The organism is Psychrobacillus sp. FSL W7-1457 (assembly GCF_038593405.1).
GTDB lineage: Bacteria > Bacillota > Bacilli > Bacillales_A > Planococcaceae > Psychrobacillus.
Genome location: NZ_CP151993.1, coordinates 3,171,451 through 3,196,023, shown reverse-complemented (window position 1 = coordinate 3,196,023; position 24,573 = coordinate 3,171,451). Strand labels below are relative to the sequence as shown.

Here is a 24,573-nt window from a genome sequence, read left to right as displayed (position 1 = left end):
ATGGATAAAGTACTGTTAGAGAATACAGAGCATTTTCAAATCGATTCCAAGTACACAAACTATTTGTATGATATAAAGGTTTCTATCCCAAATGTGGAACCTCCTAAGGAAGGCTTTCCTGTCTACTATATGCTAGATGGAAACTGGTATTTCCAGCTTGCAAGAGATGTAGTAAAGCTGCAATCTAAAAATTCCCTTAAAACACTTATTTCTCCTTCCATTGTGGTTGGGATTGGACATTCTGGTAGGGAAGAGGATGCTCGCAAAAGAAGATTTTTAGATTTTACTCCCAAGGCAGAAGCATATATCTATCCAAAACGTTTGCAGGGGAAGGACTTAGGAGAGCATGGCGGATCAGAGGAATTCCTAGCGTTTTTAAAGGATGAGCTAATGCCGGATGTACATAAGCGTTATCCTGTTAACCAACAGAATCAGGCACTTTTTGGTCACTCCTTAAGTGGCCTTTTTGTTCTGTGGACATTATTTAAACAACCAGCCCTATTTTCCTGCTACCTATCAATAAGCCCTTCTGTATGGTGGAATGAATACGAGCTATATAAGGAAGCAGAAAATTTTGTTCGTTTACAAACCAATCTTCAATATAAAAAACTGTTTATATCAGCCGGTAGCAAAGAAGGCTTTATGTGTGAGGATGCAAAACAACTATATACGGTATTACATGAAAGTATAGAAACGGAACTATATATAGCTCAGGATGAAAACCATGCCTCAGTGGTGCCTACGGTTTTGAGTAGGGCATTGCGCTATTTACACTAAACTCTAAAAGGGAAGTGGGTGCCATAGCCACTTCCCTCATTAGTGAAGAGCGTATATTTAATAAAATAAGCTTTGTTGAAGTTATTGGTTGATTTTGACTCACAATTCTTTTTTATAGTGACTGTAAACATAAACAAAGGAACTTTCAAATGGCTAGTAAGAACATAAAAAGATGATGAAATTGGGGTTGGTGACAGTTTTTTAGCTTTGATTATGCGAGTAAACTTATTAGCGCTTTATCGATAAAGGAAAGCCATTCCCATTTATTGATTGGAGCACCAGATGGCGACTCCTACGGAAATCAATTCTACTCTCTGATTTATAGATTTCTTTGCATCATAAATCAACCCTACTCTTTAACATAGCCTAAAAACAAAAAAAGCTTGGAAAAGTATCTCCTAGCTCATGGTTATTCTTTGACTATATTTATATCAAATTTCATATGATCTACATCCCAAACATCTTCATCAGTATTAGAAAAGACAGTTACAACGACATTTTGACCAATATTATACCTCTTCACATCAACAACAGGTATTACGTATACATTTCCTCCTCGTATGCCCTTATTAATGTTGTTGTGTTCTTTAATAACTAATATCTCTTCTTGAGCGTCTAACTCCTCGACTGTTCCGGAGAAAGTAAAACTTTCTTGGTAATCATCAGCACAACCAGCCAAAAACAAACAAATCAATGATATAAAACTTATTGTAATTTTAATTTTCAACACAAACGCTCCCTCGTAAGATTCATCATATGTAAAGATTCAGAGAGACTATTGACTAAGTTTCCTTCATTCGTTCTAAAATTTGGTAATCTTTAGTTTTTTTGATTGATATAGAATTTTGATTTGCAAAATCGAGTAAATCTAAGAATACGTTGTTAGGCTCGAAGTTAAAAACACGAATATTGATGCCCTTATTAATTTGTATAATAGCACCTTTAGTAGACCAACCAAAACGGACAAATTTAATATTTGTTATTCGGTAGGGGTGTATTACTCGTTTATAAAGTGGCCTTTCGATGAAAAGGAATTGATACGTCAGATAACCATCCTTTATTTCCAGTTTATATTGAATAAAAAATGAAAACAGTGAAAATAAAAGAATAATAATATGAAAATATAACAATCCTTTGGAAAAATTATTACCTATAATGTTTGAAAGTAATAAAACCACCGTCATTACAAATAAAAAAACCATAATTCCTCGCTGGACTTTTGCATTGTATGCCAACTTTTCCCCTCCTTGTTGTTTAACTTGTAATTCGTGTGTCTAAACCGGCTCTTGGATGATTTTATAAGTTTTAATTAATTTATGATTTCATATTTTTAAAAAAAACTAGCAAATTTTAGAAGGGGATTTGTGGAATACAGTAGAATTGACTTCACTCTGGCGGATGCTTTTTAAAACGGCATCATATTGATTGTAGGAGCTGTTTTATTATAAACTGCTATTTATTCATTCATTTGACTTATTTAAGTTAATTTTAACATAAATATCCATTTTATTTAAAAATAATTTAATTATTTGTAAGTTGGTTATCTACACTTTAATTAGTAAGACTATTGAAAATATTTAAATTAATCTTTACAATTAAATTTGTAAGTGCTTTCACCAAATTAGTTTAATAGAGAGGTGAGACAATGGGAATATTAAATGGATTAAAGATTTTAGATTTCTCCACTCTTCTGCCGGGACCCTTTGCCACGATGATGTTAGCTGACATGGGAGCAGATGTCATTAAGATTGAGAATCCAAATCGAGAGGATTTTTTAAAGCATATTGAGCCAAAGGATGGTGAGGTTTCTGCAACATTTGCTCATCTTAACCGCTCTAAGCGATCGCTAGTTTTAGATCTAAAACTAGCAAAATCGAAGGATATTATCTATAGGCTAATAGAGGAATATGACATTGTCATTGAGCAGTTTCGGCCCGGTGTTATGGATAAGCTCGGGATTGGCTATGAAAAGTTAAAGGAAATAAACCCTAAGATCATTTTCTGTTCCATTACAGGATATGGCCAAACTGGTCCTCTTCGAAATAGAGCAGGACACGATATCAACTATTTATCTATAGCTGGAGTAGCTAGCTATTCCAGACGGAAAAATCAGCTTCCTGTTCCAACGGGCATCCAAGTGGCTGATCTTGCTGGGGGGTCTATGCCAGCTGTCATTGGAATCCTTGCAGCTGTTTATAATCGACATAGTACTGGAGAAGGACAGCATATTGATGTAAGCCTAACAGATGTTGCTTTTTCTTTGAACGCTATGTATGGACCGAACTTTCTAGTTGGCGGGGAAAATCCGAAGGAAGAGGAAATGCTGCTAAATGGCGGGACCTTTTATGATTATTATGAGACAAAAGATGGTCGACATTTTTCAGTCGGAAGTTTGGAGCCGAAGTTTCAGCAAAAACTTTGTGAGCTATTAGGAGATAGGAATCTTATAAAGCTTAGTAACAGCAATAGTAAGGAAGACCAGCAGGCATTCAAAGAAATCTTGACAAAGGAATTTAAGGCAAAAAGCTTTGAAGAATGGCTTGGAATTCTTGGAGATAATTTTGATGGCTGTGTAGAGCCAGTGTTAAATATTAGCGAAGCCGTTAATCACCCTCAAATACAGGCTAGAAATATGGTGACCACTGTGCCGAAAAGTGAAGGAGGAGAGCAAAAGCAAATTGCTTTCCCTATAAAATTTTCAGCAAGTAGGCCAGAGTACCGCTTTGCAGGTGTTTCAACAGGTAAGCATACTCCGGAAATCTTGAAGAGTTTAGGAATGGACTTGCCAGAGATTCAGTCCCTTGCCGAAAACGGTGTTTTTGGAGAAATCAAAGCATAAGAATGAATCTACTCAAATAAAATAAAAGCAAAGAAAAGGAGCTGGTAATTATGTTCTCGCCGTTAACGCCGTTAGATTGGAAACGAAGAGCAGTTAAGTATTATCCGGAAAAAGTAGCTGTAATTGATGGAGAAAAGGAATTTACATATAAGCAATTTTCACAACGTGCTGACCAGCTATCTTATTCTTTATATAAAGCAGGTATTCGAAAAGGGGATCATGTAGCAGTAATGCTTCCGAATACTCATTATATGCTGGAGTGCTTTTATGGGATCTGTCAGCTGGGAGCGGTAATGGTACCATTAAATTACCGTCTTAATGCGGAAGATATTGAGTATATTATCAAGCATAGCGACTCTAAGATGTTGATAGTAGATGCAGAGTTTACAGGCCCGATTGAGAAGATAGAGGAAAATCTACCTTTTGACCAAATCGTAGTAGTGGCTGTTGAAGGACATAGTCATACATTGAAAGCAAAGGATTATGAGGACTTTATCACAGCAGGGACAGAGGCATTAAAATTCCCGGAGATAGATGAAAATCAGTTGCTTACCTTAAACTATACAAGTGGAACTACCTCTAAGCCAAAAGGGGTTATGCTGACACATAGAGGAAATTATTTGAACGCAGCAAACTTTATGTATCATTTAAATGTAAATCATGATGATGTGTATCTTCATACTTTACCTATGTTTCATGCAAATGGCTGGGGAGGAGTCTGGGCACTCACAGCAGTAGGGGCTACCCATATTTGTTTACGAAAAGTAGATCCTCCGTTAATACTAGATTTATTTGAAAAGCATAAAATATCTTTATTATGCGGGGCTCCAACCGTTGTTAATATGCTTGTTAATGAACCGAAGGCAAAAGATGTGAAAATCACAACTAATCCGCGTATGGCTACTGCAGGGGCTCCGCCTGCCGCGGCCTTAATCGCAAAAGCGCAATCAATCCTTGGACTTAATATGATGCATGTATACGGTCTAACGGAAACATCTCCATTCATTCTATATTGCGAATGGAAAAAAAGATTTAATGATCTAACTGTAGATGAACAATCTACTATTAAGGCGAGACAAGGAATCGAGTTAGCGTTTAATGGAGAAACAAAGGTCGTTAATCAGGAGGATGGCAAGGAGGTTGAATGGAACGGTAAGGAGCTAGGAGAAATTATTACACGTGGCAACGTAGTAATGGAAGGATATTATAAGGACCCGGAAAAAACTGCGGAAGCGATTAAAGATGGTTGGTTTTATACAGGAGATTTAGCAGTTACCTATCCAGATGGATATATTGAGATTCAAGATCGTATTAAAGATATGATCATTTCAGGAGGAGAGAATATCTCTTCGACTGAAATAGAGGGTGTGCTTTATAAGCATCCAGATATATTAGAAGTAGCTGTCATTGCGGTACCTGATGAAAAGTGGGGTGAGGTACCAAAGGCAGTTGTCGTACTTCAGCCGGAAAGTAGCATTACAGAACAAGAGCTAATTGATTATTGTCGCTCTAAAATGGCTCACTTTAAAGCTCCAAAAGCATTTGATTTTGTAGAGTCACTTCCTAAAACCGCTACTGGTAAGCTACAAAAATTCCGTCTAAGAGAAATGTATTGGAACGGACCGAAGAAAGTAAATTAATGAAAAAAGATCCCATTGCTTGATAGCGTTGGGGTCTTTTTTAAAGATAGTCTAAGCTTATGAATACCAAAAGTAATCCAACAATACATACCACCCAAGAAAGAGCAGATTCTTTACTGTTTGCTAACCTATTGTTAAGTTTTTGAAGAAGGGGATTTAGCAAGCGACTGAATAGCTTATAAAAGATCATTAATAATAGACTGGGCAGCACCATAATTAGATTGTACAAGATAAGTATAGGTATCCACTCAAATAGGTTCAGGTTAGACGTACTCATTAGACCGATAGCAGCAAAGTAAGGGAGGGCTGTACTTCCTTCTATTAGGAACGTAATAACCCCTAAAAATATCATAGAGGAACTATTAATAATGCTCGGTAAAGAAGTGACGGCAGCTTTCCTCTTAGGCATATAAAAGCTTAGGATAAATAAAATAATTCCTGTTAAAAAGATTGTCCAGCTAATAACTCGGTTCTGGAAGAGCCCTTGGAGAAAGCTGATTGATAAGGAAATGCCAAGCAGAAGAGCTGAGCCAAAAAGGAAATATAAAATAGCTACAGTCATCAGGTACACTATTAAAAGTCTATATAACTTTCTCTGTTCTCTTAGTAACAAATAGAGAGTTATGCCAATTACGGTTGGGCTAAGTGTATCTATAAGTGCCAATCCAATAATGATTAGTAAAATTTCAACATTCATAAAGGCTCTATTCCTTTCTAGCTAGATAGATGGAATAGGCACGTGACATAAATTCAAGCAACTCTTTTTCCAGAGGATAGAGTCCTAGTTTTTCAGATTCTGTTTTGGATTGTCTTAGTTCCCAAAGCTTATCGAGAAAGTCGTTTTGTTGCCCGTATTCTCTTATTCGTTTCTCTTCCATCTGTAGAATGATATGTTGTACTCTAGGAGAATGAGGATCCTCTGACATAGATTCCTTTAATAGTCCTACCAAGCTGATCCATTCGAGAGATGCTATTTCATTACTTGCCATATGGGGCAGTTGATTCCATTTCTTTAAATCGGCTTGGGAAAAAATTGCTTCTCTGTACAGCTTATGTTTCTCTTTGTCCTCTGCTGCTAGTTGCATTAGATTTTTTAATACAACTTCGCTATCTCCTATTTCTATGTCAAAAGCATTAATCATTTCTCGCAAGGACTGCTCGATCTTTTGTAATTTTTCCTGCTCTTCTACGACATAATCCAGCTGTTCTTTTAAGCTAGTAGACCAGCTCCATTCGCTAGAGGAAAGCATTTGTTTGATTTCCTCTAGTGTCAAACCTGTTTTTTTTAGAAATTGTATTTGTAAGAGCCTTTGTAGGTTTTCCTCATTATATAAGCGATGTCCACCCTCTGTCTTGGAAGCGGGACTAAGCAAGTTTATTTTATCGTAATACCGTAACGTTCTTACGGTGACTCCGGTCAATTCAGCAACTTTATTTATATGAAGCAATTCATCCTTCCTCCCTTTTGGTAAAGTATTGTAGAACATAGCCGACTCCTAATCCTATCAAGACTCCTGGAAATGCAGCATCGAAAATTAAACCAACACCTGCTCCTATAATAACGCAACCGTAAAGAATAATATCCCCTTGTTTCATTCTAACTCATTCCTCCCTTTTCTCGATTATATAAAATGACGTAACGTCAGCTTCAAGTGTTTTAATCAAAAACTCAGCTTTATTAAAAGTATTGGTTGATTCTTATTTTTAGTGACTGAATACATGAAAAAAGTGGCATGCTACGGGATGCGGAAGAAGGTAGGACATCACAACGACGCGCATAAGCGATTGGCGATGGCTTATTTCACAGACTGAGGAAAGCATATCCGGCTGGTGTGGAAATCAATTCTACTTTCTGATTTAAAAAATTCTTAGAGTCCAAAACTAAATGGAGATAACTCTTAAGACGAGAGAAAAGAGGGAGTTGAATGAAAGATATTGAGTAAATAATAGCGTAATGATAAAGCTTCACACTAAAAAAACTACCCCCATTGAGTGGTAGTTTTTTAGATGTATCTAATTAATATAATTTATGTCGAGGGGATCTGCAGTTAATATTGCTTCGGACGCGCATATAATTGTGTATTAAACGGGCATGTCTTCCCAACTCAGTATGGGGATTAACGAGGGGGCTAAGTCTTTTCAAGAATTCATGGTCACAGTCACATTTACCTCTTCCACTTTCATAACAAAGATCATGCATCATACAGGCAGCATCTACTTCGTTGACGGGCGCCCCTGGTCCACTACATCCTGGTCCACACCAATTATAACCTGGAAGACAAAAGCCACGTTTTCTCTTTCTTCTTTGTTGCAAACAAACACCCCCTTAATCTTTATGTATTAAGATATTCTTGAATGTAAATACGAATAAATACAAGCACCTAGCTGTCCAATTTTTATTTTTAAGACCATCAAAAAAGCAGTCTAAAAATAGACTGCTAAGTTAAAGAAAGTTTAAGTTAAATAAAGAATTCTTTTGAATAATGCATATTGAATAATTCGATCTGCAGACTTATTTGTAACGGTTTGAAAGAGATTAATGTTACCTTCTTTTAAGCTTAAGATAATGCCCTCCAATAAGTCTTCTAAAGTCATTGAACATAAGGAATAGTTTCTTTTGTCAGTCAACCTAAGTGTTTCTCCTTGAAGCAGTAGTTCAGTTGCCCATTCGTCTTGATAGATTCCCGAGGGTTTTTTGCTCCAGTTAGACTGCTCTTCCTGATGTATGGCCCATCTCTCATCCTCTAATATCGTGCTCATTATAGTTTCAATATTCTCTTCGGTAATAGAAATTGTTGCTTGTATTTCTTTATTGCTCGATTGTTGATTCATTTCCCCATCCCCTTACTTTGTTGTTCCGTACTAGTTAAATTTACTATTAATTCATAGAAAATAGAATAATCCAATTAGTGGTAACATAAAGGGAGTAGCGGATTATCTTTATCATTTAGCGTGCAAAGTTTTAGAAAAGTGTTTTCTTGTCCTACCTATGATCGGGAGGATACTACTAGGAAGCGAACAGGCTTGTCCGTCAAGTTATACCAGTAATGCAATAGATTTGCGTCAAACATCGTAGACTGCTGTTCCTTCAGTTCCATCTCCTGACTACCAACTACTACTGTTAATGTTCCTTCTACTACAAATAGAAACTCATGGCCGCTATGTGAGAATGCATTACCTTTATTTTCCCCTGGTTGTAGCGTAACAAAAATAGGTGCATAAGCCGCATCCTGTATACCATTGGATAAATCCTTATAGTAAAACTGTTGTCTAATTTCAGCTAATTCATCATGGGGAGTTACATCCGGAAAGAAAACGGTCGGATTGACTTTTAGGGCATCCGCTATTTTTTTTAGAGATTCTAACGTCACACTAGATTTTCCTCTTTCGACCTGTGAAAGGAAGCTAATCGATACATCCGTCATCTCGGCAAGTTCCTTTAGAGTGAGCTTACGTTCTTTTCTTAAGTCTTTTAGAATAGTACCTATTAAATTAGAAGACATATTATCTCTCCTTTTTTCTTCTCTATTATTTATCATACCTAGTAATGAGGTATCCCTCAATGATTCATATTAAATAACCATTGACAGAAAATTATAAACTATCTAAAATAAAAACAGGGAGAAATTAAAGTGTTACTTCAATTTTAAAGGGGAGATGAAAGATGGATCCAAAACAAATGAGGAAGGTCTGGATTGCTAGTTTAGTAGGAAGCTCCATTGAATGGTTTGATTACTTTTTATATGGTACAGTTGCCGCACTCGTTTTCAATCAAGTATTTTTTGTGACAGAGGAGCCAACTGTAGGATTATTGCTTTCCTATGCATCCTTTGCTTTAGCATTTTTTATCCGACCATTCGGTGGGATCATATTTAGTCATATCGGGGATAGGATTGGAAGAAAGAAAACATTAGTTATTACATTGAGTCTAATGGGAGTTGCGACTTTTGGGATGGGGCTACTACCTACATACCAAGCAATTGGTGTATGGGCTCCTATTCTATTAATCACCCTACGTTTAATCCAAGGACTGGGTATCGGCGGAGAATGGGGAGGTGCACTATTACTAGCAGTTGAATATGCACCAAAGGAAAAACGAGGTTTGTACGGTGCAATTCCACAAATGGGTGTAACAATCGGGATGGTAATGGGTACTGTTGCGTTGTCCATTATGACTCTATTACCTGAAGGTTCTTTCATGACATGGGGATGGCGTGTTCCATTTATCATGAGTGCGTTACTTGTTATTTTTGGCTTGTGGATCCGTAAAGGAATTGAAGAAACACCTTCCTTTAAAAGGGTACAGGAGTCAGGGGAGATTCCAAAGCTGCCTATTGCTGATACGTTAAAGTATCATTGGAAAGAGGTTATTATAGCTGTAGGGGCAAAGGTTGTTGAGACTGCACCTTTCTACATTTTTGGTACTTTTGTTGTTTCTTATGCTACTGCTGAGTTAGGTTTCTCACGTACTGCTGTATTAAATACGGTAATGGTAGCGACAATTGTGACGACTATTCTTATACCTATCATGGGTAGTCTGTCAGATAAAATCGGGCGGAAGAAGGTTTATGTGGCTGGAACGGTTGGGATGATTTTGTTTGCCTTCCCTTACTTTTGGATGCTTCAGCAGCAGTCACTTGTGTTACTAGTAGTTGCAACGATCATCGGGTTAGGAATTATTTGGGCACCGATTACAGCCGTGCTAGGAACGATGTTTTCAGAAATCTTTGACGCGAAGGTTCGTTATACAGGAATCACACTAGGCTACCAAATTGGAGCTGCCCTAGCTGGTGGAACAGCACCATTGATAGCTGCAAGTCTTATGCTACAGTTTAATGGATCCTATGTTCCAGTTGCATTTTATATTATTTTCACTGCTGTTATTTCTTTATTGGCCATTTGGGCAGTTAAGGATAGAAGCCAGCAAAATTTAGATGATGTAACTCCAGTAAATGCAGATGAATCATTCTCAAAGACAAATGAAAAAGAACTTAGTAAAGTATAATGATGTGAACATAAAGCTCGTCTTACGCTACTTTAGGCAAGGCGAGCTTGTATTTTTTAGGGAGGCTATAATGATGCTAGTGGTTAATGAACAGGAAATTATGTCTACATATAAGATGAAGGATGCAATAAAAGATATCAAAGAGATATTGGAAGCAAAAGCAGCAGAAAAATTAGCGAGTCCACATAGAACAGTAATTGAATTTCCACAACATGAAGCATCTGCGTTGTATATGCCAAGCGCTGATTTAATAGGGGAGGTGACAGCTGTAAAGGTAGTGACCATTTTCCCAAACAATCCTTCACAGGGAAAGCCTACTACACAGGGGATTGTCTTGCTGTCGGACGCAAAAAATGGAGAACATTTGGCCATGTTAAATGCTTCCTATTTAACAAGATTACGAACTGGAGCGCTTAGCGGTATTGCTACCGATTATCTCGCAAAAAAAGATTCGAAGGTGTTAACTGTAATAGGAACAGGAGCAATGGCATTTGAACAGGTACTTGCAGTTCTTGCAGTGAGAGATATAGAACGTATTGTGCTAGTTAATAGAACTATTTCAAAAGCAGAACAATTTGGCCAAAAGCTAGCAGATTTCGGGATTGATATTCCTTATGAAGTATTTAATGATGTTTCAGGAGCTGTAGGTGAGGCAGATATTATCTGCTGTGCAACGAGATCTAACGAGCCAGTCTTTAAAGGGAGTGACTTAAAACCGGGTACTCATATTAATGGAGTTGGCTCTTATCTACCTCATATGCTTGAAATGGATGTAGCTACGATAACCAAGTCCTCTAAAATTGTAGTAGATGATTTGGACGGGGTTAAGGGCGAGGCAGGGGAACTCATGCATGCAGTAGAGATTGGCGAATGGTCCTTCGATCAAGTTTATGGAGATATAGGAGCACTTGTTACTGGTGCGGTGAAGGGACGACAGCATGAAGAAGAAATAACATTATTTAAATCTGTCGGTGCAGCATACTATGATTTAGCAGTTGCAAAAGGTGTTTTTGTAAAAGCAAGGGAACATAATATTGGTACAGAAATAGAGGTATAAAAAGAAGTCCGAGTAGCAAATTATGCTGTTCGGCCTTTTCTAATTGTGTAGAAAACTATAAAATTCTGAAACCTGTTCTCGCATTTCTACATTTGCCTGTCGGGGCAGGGATAGGCGCCTGCGCTTTTCTTGTTGTCTAGCTCCGGCGCCTTGCCCCTCGGGGTCAAATGGATAAAAGCTCCGGTGGCTGAGGAACTGCCTCCTCGCATTTCTCCATTTGCCTGTCGGGGCAGGGATAGGCGCCTGCGCTTTTCTTGTTGTCTAGCTTCAGCGCCTTGCCCCTCGGGGTCAAATGGGAAAATACTGCGGTGGCTGAGGACCTGCCTCCTCGCATTTTCCCATTTGCCTGTCGGGGCAGGGATAGGCGCCTATGCTTTTCTGATTGACTTCTATTTTTTTACATGATAAAATTATCTCGAATTAAAGATATTTAAATTAAAGATAAAATAGGAGGATTATAAATGAATCACTTAAAAGGTATACATCATGTGACTGCTATTACAAGCAGTGCAGAAGAAAACTATAAATTTTTTACTTACGTATTAGGTATGCGATTAGTAAAGAAAACAGTAAATCAGGATGACATTCAAACCTATCATTTATTCTTTGCAGATGATGTTGGTGGAGCAGGAACAGATATGACATTTTTTGATTTCCCAGGAATCCCTAAAGGCACCCATGGGACGAATGAGATTTATAAAACGGCTTTTCGTGTTCCAACCGATGCATCTTTAGATTATTGGGAGAAACGCTTTGACCGTTTAAATGTGAAACACACAGGTATTCAAGAGCAATTCGGAGTGAAGGTTCTATCTTTTGTAGACTTTGACGACCAGCAATACGAATTGATTTCGGATGAGAACAATAGAGGTGTAGAGTCTGGTACTCCTTGGCAAAAAGGACCAATACCCTTAGAGCATGCCATTACTGGTTTAGGTCCCATTCATATTCGCATTGCACAGTTTGACTACATGAAGGAAGTACTAGAAAAAGTATTACTGTTTAAGGAAATTGCGCAAGAGGGTGATCTTCACTTATTTGAGGTTGGAGAAGGTGGAAATGGAGCACGCGTCATTATTGAGAAAAATGTTATCCTACCACCAGGTCGTCAAGGCTTCGGAACAGTACATCATGCTGCATTCCGAGTGGAAGATAGAGCAGTGTTAGATGAGTGGACAGAGCGAATGGAAAGCTTTGGATTCCATACTTCTGGGTTTGTAGATCGCTTCTTCTTCCAATCTTTATATGCTCGAGTGGCAGACGGGATATTATTTGAATTTGCTACGGACGGTCCCGGCTTTATGGGAGACGAGTCTTATGAGACTTTGGGAGAAAAACTTTCCTTACCTCCATTCTTAGAATCAAAACGTGCCCAAATTGAAGGCCTAGTAAGACCTATAGATACGGTAAGAAGTACAATTGAGTTTAAAAAAGAGTAAATTGAAAAAGGTCATTTCCTTTGTAGGAAGTGACCTTAAAATAAGCCCCCAAATTCTGAGAAGAAAATGGGGGCTCATTTTTTATATTAGTTCCTTAAATTTTAAACGTTTATTTAAGGCAAGCATTAATGGTATGCCTACTGCCATTACCACAAATTCACCTAAAGCAACTGTATACCACGTGTAATAAAAAGGATTAGCAATATTGAATGCAAAATATAGTTCAATATCGAACGCAAGATGCAATTCAATGGCAATTATGAACATAGTAAATGTAAATAAAATGGTGTTTAAAATCATATGCCATAGTTGATTCTTTACGAACTTCCCTATCAGTATACTAATAGATAGAGTGATAATGGAATGTCCTACTCCAAAAGTTAAATCGTAGAGTCCTAATGGAGAGAAAAGGTTTGTAATAAAAACACCAATTACAATTCCAAAGAAATACTTTTTGTTGAATATTATGAGGTGATTAAACATCTCGGATATCCGAAACTGAAAAGCACCAAATGCGATAGGAGCCACTAGCATAGAGACAGCTACATATAAAGCTGCAATAATTCCACTTGTAGCAATTGTTTTTATGTTCATATTCATTTCTCCTTAGTTTTTTTCCGTGGGAGGTTCTCGAACCACGTTTAATTTATCGAACAATCCATAATAATAGGCTAATAGAGGTAGGATGTCAAGAAGTTCCAAGCTATTGTTAGTTTAAAGATTAACATGAGTCATATAAAAAACCATGAAGAGGCAGGTGCCCTCTCATGGTTTAACAAGTAATTTTTATAATGATTTGTCACGAAGGAAATTTTGAACTATATGCTTATCTTCTTCATATGTTTTAAGTGTATAGCCTTCTTTCTGGAGCCATTCAATAATAAGAGGGAGTGCTTTAGTAGTTTGGCTTCTATCATGAAGGAGTATAATGATATCTTTATCCCCCGATTTGTACGCTTTCTCTGTTTCCAATTGGACGTTTTTAACGATTTCTTTATATTGCTTATCCGTATATCTCCAGTCATTTGTGTCCACATCCCAATCCCAAAGCTTATAATTTTGTTTAATCAGTTTATCCTTCATGGCTGTTGTTACATGTGGCTTGCTTCCGTAAGGTACACGAATCAGCCTTGGATTGTGCCCCGTCATCTGTTCGATCAGGCTAACACCGCTATTAATTTCTTGTATAAAGGATTCTGCACTTTTGTAAACCTTAGTCTTGTCATGCGTCATGCTATGTGTCCCAATATAATGTCCATTCTTTGCTACAGCTTTCACAATGGATTCATGTGCCTTCATATGCTTTCCTAAAAAAAAGAATGTGCCACTAACCTCGTATTGCTTAAGGGTTTGAAGGTTAATAGTCGTAAACTCATTTGGCCCATCATCAAAGGTTAGGTAAACGTTAGCTTTCTTTGGTGAGGGGAAAACGGGAGGACGGCTATCTTCTATTTTCTTATTTAGTAATCTGTTAATATGCTTTTCTACAACTGTATGATCCACAGCTGAATTGCTTTCAGTGGCGAGACTAACCGATGGAAATGGTAGAATAAAAACTAGTAATGTCAGACTGAAGGATAATAGAAGCTTTATCATATTGGAATCACCTATTTTCTTTCTACGAGTTTTATATGACTGCAATATTTAAATATATTCAACTCAAACACCATATAGAATAAAAAATGATTATTTTTAAAAGGGGTCTTAAAATGGAATTGCTGAAAACGTTCGACCATAGAGGAAATGTTACGGGAGTGGCTACTCGTGAGGAAATACATAGGTTAGGACTTTGGCATGAAACCTTCCATTGCTGGATTGTCTGTAGAGAAGAAGGAGTGGATTACATCTATCTCCAGCTAAGAAGTGATAAGAAAAAAGATTACCCAAGCTTATTGGATATTACGGCGGCGGGTCATTTATTATCAATAGAATCAGTAGAAGACGGGATCAGAGAGGTAGAAGAGGAACTAGGGATCGAAGTGGCTTTTAGAGAGCTGGAGTCCTTAGGGGTAATAGGCTACACGATTATCTCAGAGAAGTTAATCGATAAGGAGTTTGCTCATACCTTTGTTTATAAAGCTACTCCCACATGGGATGCATTTACATTACAAACAGAAGAGGTAGCTGGAATTGTTAGAACCAAGTTTTCTTCTTTTATGGGGCTATGGAAGGATGACGTAGAATCTATAAAGATAGAAGGAATACTGGTCGACGAGCAAGGAGTAAGGAGTAGAATAGAAAAAAATGTAGGTAAGGAGAGCTTTGTGCCTCATCCATTAGATTACTTTGAAAAAGTTCTAGAGAGAATAGAGGAAAAGCTAAGGCTTACTCACTGAAGTCTAAAGGAGGATGGGACAGAACTCTCCTCAACATAAAATATAATTGTTTTCCGTTACGACGGACGCTTTACAGGAGAACGGCTTAATCTCCTCGTCGCTTTGCTCCTGCTTGGGATTTCTGCACGTGCTGTCCACTTGGAGTCGGCGCCTCCTTTCCATAGGGTGGAGAGATGTCTTACAGTAATTCAGTTGGCTTTGAAATGGAAAAAAACGTAAAATCGACATCTTGATTTTACGTTTTTTAAATTTATTTACAAGTTTTGTCCATTCTCTTAGATTTTTAAAAACCAAATAGTTGAAGAATAATCCAGCTTGATGCGTAAAATACCATAAACTGAACCCCAGCTCCAATACCTAAAATACGATTTAAAAGTCCGCCTACTGTAGCAACTGTAAGTGTTAACACAATCCCTACAAGCTGAGCTTCATGGTAAGCTAATAAACATGCTAGCCCAATAAACATTGCAATAATTGCTTCTTGACTAACGTATTTTAAGACTAGGACTGATGCTTTACGTGCATAGTTCATCGAAAATGGATATGCAATTAAAGAAGCAACTGTAATTCCGATTAAACCAAAAATAAAGAAATCCCACGACGTTAAATAGGTGTGTAGATTATTTATTGGTTCTACTGTAAAAACGGGTGGAGCATTAAACAAAGGAGAAGCTGGTCCCAGAGCCACAGGGCTTAACGGAATTCCGAAGGCAATTAGCGGAATGATTGCTTCCGCAATATAGGTAGATTCGGTTACCCCATTCATGACTGTTAAGCTAGTAGTAGATTTTTTATAAGCTCCTTTTGTTCTAGATCCTACGATTTCTCCCATAAGAGAAGTCATCCCAACTGGACTAAATACAAACGTAAGAGATGATATAAATGTAGTGATCGAAGTAAAGATTGTCTGTCTTCCAGTTAGAATTTTAAATGGATTAGGAAAATACCCTTTCCAAGATTTTGTTTCTGGAGCTAAATGATACTCGTTCGCTTTATTTCTTAAAACACTTTTCCTTGCACTCGAAGAAGCAGCGATTAATATATCAGATAGCATGGGACCTATTGCAATTCCAAGAAAGAAAGTGATGGATAAATGTTTGTCTAAAATTGAAAAGCTTAATGTATCTAGGCTTTTTATAAAAAATGCAAATGGAATAATTAATAGAACACTGGCCCATCTTCCTTTTGAGAAGTAAGCAATTAAAAATGCAGCTAATGTAAAAATAAGACCGGAAGATGATTTGAAAAAATCTGCGAATTGCCCTAAAAACTGTCCAAGTAAAACTGCAGTAGGTAATGCAATAAACGCTCCAATGATTCCGCCAGAAATCATTTTTCTTAAAGCTATATGAGGCATGCCCATTCGTCTCAATGTATTGGCATGATCAATTAAAGGGACTGCTGTAGTATCACCCGGGATACCCATTAATGCTGTAGGAACAGCGTGTGTTAAATGTTTTGCTAAAACTGCTGCCATGAAAAAGGCAAATACACCTTCAGGCGGCGCTCCTAAAAGAATTACCAGTAAGGTAAGGGGGACCATAATAGCAGTTTCATCAGTCCCAGAAATAAGCCCGATTAAAGAAAAGACAATTGCTCCAAGTAAAGCAAATAACAGGGCAACTAAATAAATACTCATTTTTTAACCTCCTTTTGAGGAAGGTTAAAGTTTGAAAGTACTCCTAAGTCTTCAAGCTCTTTTCTTGTAATAGGATCATTTTCTATTAAACTAATTTCTTCTTCATAATCAAGCTGCAAGTCTTCATAAATTTCAGCCATATTTTCGGAAGAAATCTCATCCTCGACCAGAATTCTCTTTGGTTTAAACGCTATAGAATTGATAATTAATATGGTAACAGTTCCAGCAATACCTAGCAAAAGAGAATAAGAGTTAACCATTTGTGCTTCTGCAATTTTAGGGAAAATAAACTGTCCTAATTTATACCCACCTATACTAACAAAAACGCTAAGTAAAATAGAGAAAATAAGTTGTTTTCCAGAAATGGTATCCCCCAGTATTTCTACAAAGCTATCATTTTTAGCTTTGTCTACTAAACTATGTTTATTCAACTTTTCCTCCATTTTAGCCCTCCTGAACTTCTTTAGTTAACTGCAAGATTCTGTCGTAGCGTAAATCTTTTTCATGTATAGCTTTTTGAACAATTAAATCTATATTTTCTTTTTTGGCACCTGCCATTACAGCAAGGTTCTTTGCATGAAGCCTCATATGGCCAGACTGAATGCCTTCTGCTGCTAAAGCTCTTAAACTAGCTGCATTTTCTGCTAAACCAACTGATGCAATTATTCCAGCTAACTCTATAGCTGAAGTAATATTCATTATTTTGAGTGAAGCCTTTGCTACAGGGTGTGTCTTAGTAGCACCTCCAATTATTCCAACAGCCATTGGAAGCTCGATAGAACCAACTAGATTTCCATCTGCATTTATCTCCCATGTGGTTAAAGAACGATATCTCCCAGTTCTTGAAGCATAAGCATGTGCTCCAGCCTCTACAGCTCTTGTATCATTTCCCGTTGCTAGTACTACGGATGTAATCCCATTCATCACTCCTTTGTTATGGGTAGCCGCCCTATATGGGTCAGCATCAGCAAATTCGTAAGCGCTTACAATGTTATTTACAACTTCAGGCCCCCCAAGTGCGTCTGCAGAGAATACACCTCTAGCTCTAATTAATCGTTTGTCTGCAAGATTAGTTATAATTCTCAATACAACCCTTCCACCTGTAATCCTTTCAATAAGAGGGGAAACAGCTTCAGCCATTGTATTAACAGCATTAGCTCCCATTGCATCCTTTGTATCTACCAATAGATGAACAACTAACATTGTTTCTCTAACAGTATTTATTAAGTGGACTTCTAAATCTTTAGCCCCGCCGCCTAGTTTTACTAACGTAGGATCTTTTAAATTACAATTTACTAGTATTTCTTCTTTATTCTCAAATATTCTTGCCTTAGCACCAAATGGATCAGATATCTCCAACACTTGAATTTGTCCTCGCATAATTGTTCCAGAGGAAGAGGTATAAAAACCACCTAAATCGTAAGCAGCTCGTGCTGCATTACTAGCTGCAGCAATGACAGAGGGCTCCTCAGTAGCCATAGGGATAAATACATCATTTCCATTTACCTTAAAATTAGCAGCCACCCCAATGGGTACACTAAATTGTCCAATGACATTTTCGACCATAGAATCTGCAAGTGTCATGGGAAATATTGTTTCGCCTGTTAGGATATTTTTCTCCTCATCAGTTAATCCCTTATCTTGAGTAACAATCTTCACTCTGTCTTCAAGGCTAAGGTGATAAAAACCTTTAATTCTAGAACTAGACATATAAACTCTCCTTTCAACAAATAAACTGTCATTCAACAAAGTTGAATAACATTATACTCAATGTATAATATTATATATTGTTTGTAAAGTTAATATGCTATTTATTTAGAATTTTTTAATTATTATCTATATAGATTGTTAAAACAGTTGTATGCTGTTCGCTGTTGGATAAAAAAATATGAGGTTTTTTACCTGAAAAGTATGCGGAATCTCCAATATTCATTTCATATTTTTTCCCATCATAAGAAAGAATAATAGAGCCTGTCAGAATAAGAATAAACTCATCATTTTCATGTATATATGGATCTACAGTTTCTGCTCCTGGTAGAACACTTACTATAGTGGGAGTAATTAAACTCATATTCTTTTTATTTGCTAATAGTTCATATTCGTATCCAATTTCGTTCTTCTCTTCAATTGCTTCACGATTATCCTTTCGAACAATGGATAGTTCTCCATGTTCTTCTTGTTCAATAAACCAAGATGTTGGACTATCAAGAGCCTTGGCAATTTTTGAAAGAGTTACTAGAGTAGGGGTAGTCAAGCCATTTTCAATCTTTGAAATATGACTTTTAGTAATGCCAGCAAGGTCGGCTAATACTTGCTGAGTGAGTTTTCTCTTAGATCGAACACTTTTTATTTTTTTTCCTATGTCTTTCCTATTCATGTATTGTGACTCCTTATCTATGTATTTATAAAAATCAAATACTTTATATAATCCTAGTATAACCATATTAAGTCGATAAATGAGGTGTTAAAACAATTTCTGGTGTAGATTACTAATTTTAAAAAGCTTTGTTAAAGATATTGATTGAGTTTGAATAAAAAAATTTAAAAATTGACTGAAAACAATACTAGGGACAATTCAAATGACTTATACAAAAATTGATTATGAAATGTAATTGGAGTGCCAGACGGCGACTCCAGCGGGATGAGTGAGACAGATCAGACATCACAACCACGCGCGTAAGCGATGGGTGATGGCTTATCGCTCACACCGCGAAAAAGCGTCCGGCTGGTGCGGAAATCAATTCTACTTTCTGGTTTAGAGTTTTACATAAATCAACCCTAGACTTTAACATAGCCTTTTAAAATTAGTATATTTAGGAGGATAAAGGAATTTAAACTATATTGTTTATAGTGTCCGAAGCAGTGCAAGTGAAAAGAATATCTCAATAAATTGAAGCAACTTGAAATTAAGTATAAATAAAAAAAGACTACAGACAAGTTCAAATTTCTTTGAATTTGTCTATAGTCCACGCTATTTAATGGCTTTTAATCCTATTCCAATATTTTAACCGTTACATTTTTGCGTCCCCATTTGTAAGCCTCGTTCTTAGTAGGGAAGAATACATCAATTTTGTTGCCTTTAATTGCTCCTCCCGTATCGCCTGCGATTGCATAACCGTAGCCTTCTACGTGCACTTTTGTCCCAATCGGAATAATACTTGGGTCAACAGCTATTACTTTTACATCTGGATTTTTCTTTAGATTAATACCAGAGCTAGTGATACCAGAGCAGCCATTACAGTTTGCGGTAAATGCACTTGCTGAAACGGTAATTTCTTTTGTTACTTTGTCATTAGATCTAGATGGTGTTTTAGATTTTTCTTTTTTTGCTGGAGCAGCAACAGCTAGTTTTTGATTAGGCTTAATCTTATCTGTAGTTAATTTATTCCATGTTTTTAAGTTGTTAACGGAAACTTTATACGTTTTAGAAATCGTATATAAAGTTTCTCCTTTTTTTACTGAGTGAGTCGTGGTTGCGGCAAAAGCAACATTTACTCCGCTGACCAATAGTACAATTGTTATGATAAGTGTTCCTAAGATTTTCTTCAAATACACTATCCCCCTGCTATTTAGTCTAAACATATAGTAGCAGTTGAATGTTACAGGTTGATTACAATGAATTTCCATTATCGTTACAATTGACAGTATTTTCTGTTAAATTTCTTGGTCAGATGAAACTTATTAGGTTGTAAGTCTATTTTTTACTAATTTATAAATAGTATGTTGTGACTATGAGAATTCTATGAGACCTGTAAAGACGGTAGTCGCAGGACCTGTCATGTAAACTGTATCCTCTGTATAGCGAATGATGAGCTCTCCACCAATGAGCTTTACAATCACATCGGTATTCTTATCGCAGTAACCATTTAATACGGAGGCAACCACTGCAGCACAAGCTCCAGTTCCACAAGCCAATGTTTCACCGCTTCCTCGTTCCCAAACACGCATCTTAAGTGAATTCCTATTTTCAATTTCTATGAATTCCGTATTTACACCGGCTGGAAACATAGAATGATGTTCGATTTTAGGCCCAATAGTGGCAAGATCTAATGAAAGGATGTCATTAGTAAATATTACTCCATGTGGATTACCCATAGATACTGGGGTAATAGCATAGGTCTCATTATCGATAGTAAGGGGGAACACAAACCCTTCAGATTTGTTACCGTTTAGATCTACAGGGATTTCAGCAGGGTCCAATATTGCTTGCCCCATATCCACAGTGGCAGAATGCATCACACCATTTTCTATATGCAATTCAATTATTTTAACACCGCTTAGTGTTTCTATTTTTAGAATCTCTTTTGGGACAATGTCATTATCATATATATATTTAGCTACACAGCGAATGGCATTACCGCACATTTTTCCCTCACTGCCGTCTATATTAAACATTCGCATTTTAGCATCAGCCACTTCAGAAGGACAGATTAAAACAATACCGTCTCCACCAATACCGAAATGACGGTCGGATACTTTCTTGCTTAACGATTCAGGATTTTCTATTACATTCTCAAAGCAATTGATATAAATATAATCGTTTCCACAGCCATGCATTTTCGTAAAAGGTATCATCATTTTTATAACCTTCTTCCATTTGGCAATTTGTTTTATTATAGAATTAGGAAGAAAGGTGGTCAATAAATATTCTAAATAGTGTTTATAATTTTTTCTAATGCTTTTCTTTACAAATAAAAACCCAATGCATCATAGCTATTGGGCTTAGATAGTTATTTATGGATTTTTAATATTAAATGTGTCTCCGCCTTTAATAGTTCCGTTTTCAAAGCCTTTATAAAACCATTTCTTCCGTTGTTCCGACGTACCATGAGTAAAGCTTTCCGGTACCACATAGCCTCGGGCTTTCTTTTGAATAGTGTCGTCTCCAACAGCACTTGCAGCTGTTAGTGCTTCCTCTAAGTCACCTTCCTCCAATAAGTTCATTCCTTGAGCGTGCTTTGCCCAAACTCCAGAATAATAATCAGCTTGTAGTTCAAAGCGAACAGAATATTGATTGTATTCCTCTTCGCTTAACTGTTGTCTAAGGGAAGCTAACTCGTTGCTTTTTCCTAATAGGGTTTGAACATGATGACCAACCTCATGAGCAATGACGTATGCCATTGCAAAATCCCCTGGAGCCTCGAACTGTGTTTGAAGCTCCTTATAAAAACTCAAGTCTATGTAAAGCTTTTGATCTCCTGGACAGTAAAACGGCCCTACAGAAGCACCAGCTGTACCACATGCAGAATTTACACTATTTGTGTATAAAACAAGTGTTGGTTCCTCATATGTAAGTCCATTTTCTTGAAAAATTTTCGTCCACACCTTTTCTGTGTCTGCTAAAACGACCGAAACAAATTCGACGAGTTCTTGTTCCTCTGCCGTTTCCTCATAAGGGACAGAGCCAGTAGTTGCTTCATTCCCATTTAAACTTCCTAAGAGCTCCTCGGGATTTCCTCCGAGCAGCGTAACTAAAAGTATAATGATTAAACCAAAACCACCACCAACACCAGCAATCGTTTTACCGCCACTCATTCCTCGACGGTCTTCTACATTCGAACTACGTGCACGACCTTTATATTTCATGCTCTTCACCACCTATTTCATGTCTTCTATCTTCTTATACCCATTTAGCAAAAAGAATAGGCATCCAAATGATGGGGTTTGAATTATAATAAAGGAAGGGGGGATATAATCATGTTAACAAAACCAAAAATGCTTCAACGTGGAGATACAGTCGCAACGATTAGTCTGTCGTGGGGCGGAGCAGGTGAGCCTGAATTAAGGTGGAGATATGAGCAAGGGGTGGAAAGATTAAAAAATGTTTTTGGTTTAGAGGTAGTCGCTATGCCAAATAGCTTAAAGGGAGCAGCGTATTTATATGAGAATCCTCAGGCTCGAGCAGAGGATTTAATGAATGCCTTTAAGGATCCTTCTATTAAAGGGATTGTATCCAATATTGGAGGTAGTGAGAGCATACGATTACTCCCTTACATAGACTTTGATGTAATCCGCGAGAATCCTAAAGTTTTTATAGGGTTTTCAGATGCTACTATAACGCATTTATTTTGCCATAAGGCTGGTATTTCTTCCTTTTATGGTCCAGCTATTCTAACTGACTTTGCAGAGAATGTGCAGATGCATGAGTATACAGTAGAGTCGATTAAAAAAACACTTTTCGCTAAGGAAGTGATTGGTGAAATTAAACCGTCACCAGTCTGGACTAGTCAAAGATTAGAATGGGTTATTGAAAATAAGCACATCAGCCGAGAAATGAATGAAGATAATAAAGGATATGAATTGCTACAGGGAAAAGGCATTGCACAAGGAAGACTAATTGGTGGGTGTATTGAAGTGGTGGAATTTGCTAAAGGTACCTCACTTTGGCCAGATAAAGCATATTTTAAGGATTCCATATTGTTTTTCGAAACGTCAGAGGATCTTCCTATTCCAGCTAACATTGAATATTGGCTACGAAATTATGGAACCCAAGGAATACTACAAGAGATCAAAGGTATTATTTTTGCAAAGCCACAGCACGAAAAGTATTATGAAGAATACAAAGAATCCATTGCTACCATTTTGCATGAGCTTGGATTAAATGAATTGCCAGTTTTATATAATTTAAACTTTGGTCATACAGAGCCTAAGTTTGTCATTCCATATGGGGCAATGGCAGAGATTAATTGTGAGGAAGTTAAATTTTCGATTATAGATAGTGGAGTTGAGTGATAGATGTCTTCTTATGTAGTAGTAGGCGGTGGAATCTTAGGTGCTTCTACCGCTTTTCATCTCGCAAAATTTGGTGTGAAAGTAACTTTGGTGGATCGTCAGGATAAGGGACAAGCATCCGCTGCAGCAGCGGGTATAATATGTCCATGGATTTCCCAAAGGAGAAATAAGAAATGGTATGAGCTTGTGAAAAATGGTGCCAAATACTATAAGCAGCTAGTAGCAGAGTTAGAGGAGTTAGGGGAAAATACTACCGGTTATAAGCAGGTGGGTGCGATTGCTTTACAGAATGATGAAAAGAAGCTGCAAAAGATGTTAGAGAGAGCGTTGGAAAAAAGAATGGATGCTCCAGAAATAGGAGAGCTAAAAATCCTTTCTCCAGAAGAAACGAAAGAAAAGTTTCCTATTATTTCAGGTGAATGGCATGCTCTTTTTGTAGAAGGGGGAGCAAGAGTAGATGGCAAGGCTATGAGGGATGCTCTAATCAATGGAGCTAAAAAGCTAGGCGCAGAGATAGTGTATGGAGAAGCTGTCTGGAAGAACAATGAATTATGGATAGACGGAGTAAGGACAGATGCAGAGGCGGTTATATTAACGGCCGGTGCTTGGGGCAATGAGATTCCATCTACGTTAGGCTTAGATCTAAATGTGACCTTTCAGAAGGCTCAAATAATGCATTTTCAATTGGAGAATGATATGTCTACGGGGGAATGGCCAGTTGTCCTACCTCCAACTAATCAATATATGCTATCTTTTGAAAATGGACAAGTGGTTGCTGGATCTACCTATGAAGAAAATACTGGGTATGATTTTCAAGTGACTGAGGAAGGGAAAAAAGAACTGCTTGATAATGCAATAAGTATTGCAAAAAGCCTAAAAGATGAGAAAATAAAGGAAGTGAGAGTGGGCTTTCGTCCATATACTCCGGATTTTTTACCTGTGTTTGGTAAGCTGGAGGGACAGAAAGGTTTTTATTTTGCGAATGGTCTTGGGGCATCTGGTTTAACGGCTGGGCCATTTGTTGGTTCAGAGCTAGCTAAGCTAGTGTTAGGAAGAGAAACTATACTAGATTTAGAAAAATATACACCCAATTAAAAAGGGCGTGGGGG

At 37.3% G+C, this 24,573-nt stretch carries 26 protein-coding genes and 1 riboswitch; of the genes, 9 read left to right on the top strand and 17 right to left on the bottom strand.

Translation table 11 applies throughout. The features are described 5' to 3' along the window. Window positions 1-777 (top strand): alpha/beta hydrolase-fold protein, encoded by a 777-nt coding sequence (locus NSQ95_RS15730; protein WP_340882189.1) that lies wholly within the window; start codon window positions 1-3, stop codon window positions 775-777. A 409-nt stretch (window positions 778-1,186) separates the two neighbouring features. Here the strand turns inward: NSQ95_RS15730 and NSQ95_RS15725 are convergent, their stop codons facing one another. Both NSQ95_RS15725 and NSQ95_RS15720 read right to left on the bottom strand, forming a co-directional pair. Then, entirely contained in the window at window positions 1,187-1,504 is a 318-nt protein-coding gene (locus NSQ95_RS15725; RefSeq protein WP_340882191.1) for a hypothetical protein, read from the bottom strand. A 55-nt stretch (window positions 1,505-1,559) separates the two neighbouring features. Next, complete coding sequence (locus NSQ95_RS15720) at window positions 1,560-2,012, bottom strand: hypothetical protein (protein WP_340882193.1); 453 nt, start codon at window positions 2,010-2,012, stop codon at window positions 1,560-1,562. A 410-nt stretch (window positions 2,013-2,422) separates the two neighbouring features. Here NSQ95_RS15720 and NSQ95_RS15715 point away from each other — a divergent pair, with 410 nt between their 5' ends. Together NSQ95_RS15715 and NSQ95_RS15710 are read left to right on the top strand one after the other, a co-directional pair. Further along, a complete protein-coding gene (locus NSQ95_RS15715) occupies window positions 2,423-3,616 on the top strand; it encodes a CaiB/BaiF CoA-transferase family protein (protein WP_340882196.1) in 1,194 nt (397 codons plus the stop codon). Between the two features lie 50 nt (window positions 3,617-3,666). Continuing rightward, the gene (locus tag NSQ95_RS15710; protein ID WP_340882198.1) at window positions 3,667-5,256 is read left to right on the top strand and encodes a long-chain-fatty-acid--CoA ligase; all 1,590 of its coding nucleotides are present in this window, start codon (window positions 3,667-3,669) and stop codon (window positions 5,254-5,256) included. Window positions 5,257-5,296: 40 nt separating this feature from the next. Here NSQ95_RS15710 and NSQ95_RS15705 read toward each other — a convergent pair whose 3' ends face one another. The 6 genes from NSQ95_RS15705 to NSQ95_RS15680 form a co-directional block, all read right to left on the bottom strand. Beyond that, entirely contained in the window at window positions 5,297-5,953 is a 657-nt protein-coding gene (locus NSQ95_RS15705; RefSeq protein ID WP_340882201.1) for a GAP family protein, read from the bottom strand. Between the two features lie 7 nt (window positions 5,954-5,960). After that, the gene (locus NSQ95_RS15700; protein WP_340882203.1) at window positions 5,961-6,704 is read right to left on the bottom strand and encodes a MerR family transcriptional regulator; all 744 of its coding nucleotides are present in this window, start codon (window positions 6,702-6,704) and stop codon (window positions 5,961-5,963) included. Between the two features lies 1 nt (window position 6,705). Next, entirely contained in the window at window positions 6,706-6,852 is a 147-nt protein-coding gene (locus NSQ95_RS15695; RefSeq protein WP_340882206.1) for a hypothetical protein, read from the bottom strand. 421 nt (window positions 6,853-7,273) lie between these two features. Further along, window positions 7,274-7,570: a phospholipase gene (locus tag NSQ95_RS15690; protein WP_340882208.1), complete on the bottom strand. Its 297-nt coding sequence runs from the start codon at window positions 7,568-7,570 to the stop codon at window positions 7,274-7,276. Window positions 7,571-7,710: 140 nt separating this feature from the next. After that, window positions 7,711-8,088: a hypothetical protein gene (locus NSQ95_RS15685; protein ID WP_340882209.1), complete on the bottom strand. Its 378-nt coding sequence runs from the start codon at window positions 8,086-8,088 to the stop codon at window positions 7,711-7,713. A 155-nt stretch (window positions 8,089-8,243) separates the two neighbouring features. Continuing rightward, window positions 8,244-8,759, bottom strand: a complete 516-nt coding sequence (locus NSQ95_RS15680; protein ID WP_340882210.1) for an XRE family transcriptional regulator — start codon at window positions 8,757-8,759, stop codon at window positions 8,244-8,246. A gap of 161 nt (window positions 8,760-8,920) precedes the next feature. Here NSQ95_RS15680 and NSQ95_RS15675 point away from each other — a divergent pair, with 161 nt between their 5' ends. The 3 genes from NSQ95_RS15675 to NSQ95_RS15665 all read left to right on the top strand — a co-directional run bounded on the left by NSQ95_RS15675 (window position 8,921) and on the right by NSQ95_RS15665 (window position 12,757). Next, window positions 8,921-10,261, top strand: coding sequence for an MFS transporter (locus NSQ95_RS15675; protein ID WP_340882212.1), 1,341 nt, complete (start codon window positions 8,921-8,923; stop codon window positions 10,259-10,261). Between the two features lie 73 nt (window positions 10,262-10,334). After that, window positions 10,335-11,318, top strand: a complete 984-nt coding sequence (locus NSQ95_RS15670; protein WP_340885854.1) for an ornithine cyclodeaminase family protein — start codon at window positions 10,335-10,337, stop codon at window positions 11,316-11,318. Between the two features lie 461 nt (window positions 11,319-11,779). After that, window positions 11,780-12,757, top strand: coding sequence for a ring-cleaving dioxygenase (locus tag NSQ95_RS15665; RefSeq protein WP_340882214.1), 978 nt, complete (start codon window positions 11,780-11,782; stop codon window positions 12,755-12,757). Window positions 12,758-12,838: 81 nt separating this feature from the next. Here the strand turns inward: NSQ95_RS15665 and NSQ95_RS15660 are convergent, their stop codons facing one another. Both NSQ95_RS15660 and NSQ95_RS15655 read right to left on the bottom strand, forming a co-directional pair. Beyond that, the gene (locus NSQ95_RS15660; protein ID WP_340882216.1) at window positions 12,839-13,351 is read right to left on the bottom strand and encodes a QueT transporter family protein; all 513 of its coding nucleotides are present in this window, start codon (window positions 13,349-13,351) and stop codon (window positions 12,839-12,841) included. 6 nt (window positions 13,352-13,357) lie between these two features. After that, a riboswitch (PreQ1 riboswitch) is annotated at window positions 13,358-13,402 on the bottom strand. A 141-nt stretch (window positions 13,403-13,543) separates the two neighbouring features. Next, a complete protein-coding gene (locus NSQ95_RS15655; RefSeq protein WP_340882219.1) occupies window positions 13,544-14,353 on the bottom strand; it encodes a polysaccharide deacetylase family protein in 810 nt (269 codons plus the stop codon). 113 nt (window positions 14,354-14,466) lie between these two features. Between NSQ95_RS15655 and NSQ95_RS15650 the strand changes: the two genes are divergently transcribed. After that, window positions 14,467-15,093 (top strand): NUDIX domain-containing protein, encoded by a 627-nt coding sequence (locus NSQ95_RS15650; protein ID WP_340882221.1) that lies wholly within the window; start codon window positions 14,467-14,469, stop codon window positions 15,091-15,093. A 283-nt stretch (window positions 15,094-15,376) separates the two neighbouring features. Here NSQ95_RS15650 and NSQ95_RS15645 read toward each other — a convergent pair whose 3' ends face one another. The 7 genes from NSQ95_RS15645 to NSQ95_RS15615 form a co-directional block, all read right to left on the bottom strand. Beyond that, window positions 15,377-16,732 (bottom strand): tripartite tricarboxylate transporter permease, encoded by a 1,356-nt coding sequence (locus tag NSQ95_RS15645; RefSeq protein WP_251556509.1) that lies wholly within the window; start codon window positions 16,730-16,732, stop codon window positions 15,377-15,379. Next, window positions 16,729-17,175, bottom strand: a complete 447-nt coding sequence (locus NSQ95_RS15640) for a hypothetical protein (RefSeq protein ID WP_340882227.1) — start codon at window positions 17,173-17,175, stop codon at window positions 16,729-16,731. Before NSQ95_RS15640 ends, NSQ95_RS15645 begins: the two co-directional genes overlap by 4 nt. 1 nt (window position 17,176) lies before the next feature. Beyond that, window positions 17,177-18,442: a hydroxymethylglutaryl-CoA reductase, degradative gene (locus tag NSQ95_RS15635; protein WP_340882229.1), complete on the bottom strand. Its 1,266-nt coding sequence runs from the start codon at window positions 18,440-18,442 to the stop codon at window positions 17,177-17,179. A gap of 115 nt (window positions 18,443-18,557) precedes the next feature. Further along, window positions 18,558-19,109, bottom strand: a complete 552-nt coding sequence (locus tag NSQ95_RS15630; RefSeq protein ID WP_340882231.1) for a helix-turn-helix domain-containing protein — start codon at window positions 19,107-19,109, stop codon at window positions 18,558-18,560. A 614-nt stretch (window positions 19,110-19,723) separates the two neighbouring features. Then, a complete protein-coding gene (locus tag NSQ95_RS15625) occupies window positions 19,724-20,281 on the bottom strand; it encodes a 3D domain-containing protein (protein WP_340882233.1) in 558 nt (185 codons plus the stop codon). A gap of 180 nt (window positions 20,282-20,461) precedes the next feature. After that, the gene (gene dapF / locus NSQ95_RS15620; RefSeq protein ID WP_342559923.1) at window positions 20,462-21,310 is read right to left on the bottom strand and encodes a diaminopimelate epimerase; all 849 of its coding nucleotides are present in this window, start codon (window positions 21,308-21,310) and stop codon (window positions 20,462-20,464) included. Between the two features lie 156 nt (window positions 21,311-21,466). After that, on the bottom strand, window positions 21,467-22,318 hold the full coding sequence (locus tag NSQ95_RS15615) for a neutral zinc metallopeptidase (protein ID WP_342559922.1): 852 nt from the start codon (window positions 22,316-22,318) through the stop codon (window positions 21,467-21,469). 111 nt (window positions 22,319-22,429) lie between these two features. Between NSQ95_RS15615 and NSQ95_RS15610 the strand changes: the two genes are divergently transcribed. Together NSQ95_RS15610 and NSQ95_RS15605 are read left to right on the top strand one after the other, a co-directional pair. Then, the gene (locus NSQ95_RS15610; protein WP_342559921.1) at window positions 22,430-23,464 is read left to right on the top strand and encodes a S66 peptidase family protein; all 1,035 of its coding nucleotides are present in this window, start codon (window positions 22,430-22,432) and stop codon (window positions 23,462-23,464) included. Between the two features lie 3 nt (window positions 23,465-23,467). Further along, window positions 23,468-24,559, top strand: coding sequence for an FAD-binding oxidoreductase (locus tag NSQ95_RS15605; RefSeq protein ID WP_342559920.1), 1,092 nt, complete (start codon window positions 23,468-23,470; stop codon window positions 24,557-24,559). Window positions 24,560-24,573 lie beyond the last annotated feature (14 nt).

Coding starts and splice junctions, on each gene's coding strand:
- NSQ95_RS15710 (WP_340882198.1), top strand. CDS start 3,667: ATGTTCTCGCCGTTAACGCCGTTAGATTGGAAACGAAGAGCAGTTAAG.
- NSQ95_RS15670 (WP_340885854.1), top strand. CDS start 10,335: ATGCTAGTGGTTAATGAACAGGAAATTATGTCTACATATAAGATGAAG.
- dapF (WP_342559923.1), bottom strand. CDS start 21,310: ATGATGATACCTTTTACGAAAATGCATGGCTGTGGAAACGATTATATT.
- NSQ95_RS15705 (WP_340882201.1), bottom strand. CDS start 5,953: ATGAATGTTGAAATTTTACTAATCATTATTGGATTGGCACTTATAGAT.
- NSQ95_RS15640 (WP_340882227.1), bottom strand. CDS start 17,175: ATGGAGGAAAAGTTGAATAAACATAGTTTAGTAGACAAAGCTAAAAAT.
- NSQ95_RS15650 (WP_340882221.1), top strand. CDS start 14,467: ATGGAATTGCTGAAAACGTTCGACCATAGAGGAAATGTTACGGGAGTG.
- NSQ95_RS15675 (WP_340882212.1), top strand. CDS start 8,921: ATGGATCCAAAACAAATGAGGAAGGTCTGGATTGCTAGTTTAGTAGGA.
- NSQ95_RS15610 (WP_342559921.1), top strand. CDS start 22,430: ATGTTAACAAAACCAAAAATGCTTCAACGTGGAGATACAGTCGCAACG.
- NSQ95_RS15730 (WP_340882189.1), top strand. CDS start 1: ATGGATAAAGTACTGTTAGAGAATACAGAGCATTTTCAAATCGATTCC.
- NSQ95_RS15655 (WP_340882219.1), bottom strand. CDS start 14,353: ATGATAAAGCTTCTATTATCCTTCAGTCTGACATTACTAGTTTTTATT.
- NSQ95_RS15660 (WP_340882216.1), bottom strand. CDS start 13,351: ATGAACATAAAAACAATTGCTACAAGTGGAATTATTGCAGCTTTATAT.
- NSQ95_RS15665 (WP_340882214.1), top strand. CDS start 11,780: ATGAATCACTTAAAAGGTATACATCATGTGACTGCTATTACAAGCAGT.
- NSQ95_RS15630 (WP_340882231.1), bottom strand. CDS start 19,109: ATGAATAGGAAAGACATAGGAAAAAAAATAAAAAGTGTTCGATCTAAG.
- NSQ95_RS15645 (WP_251556509.1), bottom strand. CDS start 16,732: ATGAGTATTTATTTAGTTGCCCTGTTATTTGCTTTACTTGGAGCAATT.
- NSQ95_RS15615 (WP_342559922.1), bottom strand. CDS start 22,318: ATGAAATATAAAGGTCGTGCACGTAGTTCGAATGTAGAAGACCGTCGA.
- NSQ95_RS15635 (WP_340882229.1), bottom strand. CDS start 18,442: ATGTCTAGTTCTAGAATTAAAGGTTTTTATCACCTTAGCCTTGAAGAC.
- NSQ95_RS15695 (WP_340882206.1), bottom strand. CDS start 6,852: ATGAAACAAGGGGATATTATTCTTTACGGTTGCGTTATTATAGGAGCA.
- NSQ95_RS15715 (WP_340882196.1), top strand. CDS start 2,423: ATGGGAATATTAAATGGATTAAAGATTTTAGATTTCTCCACTCTTCTG.
- NSQ95_RS15685 (WP_340882209.1), bottom strand. CDS start 8,088: ATGAATCAACAATCGAGCAATAAAGAAATACAAGCAACAATTTCTATT.
- NSQ95_RS15605 (WP_342559920.1), top strand. CDS start 23,468: ATGTCTTCTTATGTAGTAGTAGGCGGTGGAATCTTAGGTGCTTCTACC.
- NSQ95_RS15680 (WP_340882210.1), bottom strand. CDS start 8,759: ATGTCTTCTAATTTAATAGGTACTATTCTAAAAGACTTAAGAAAAGAA.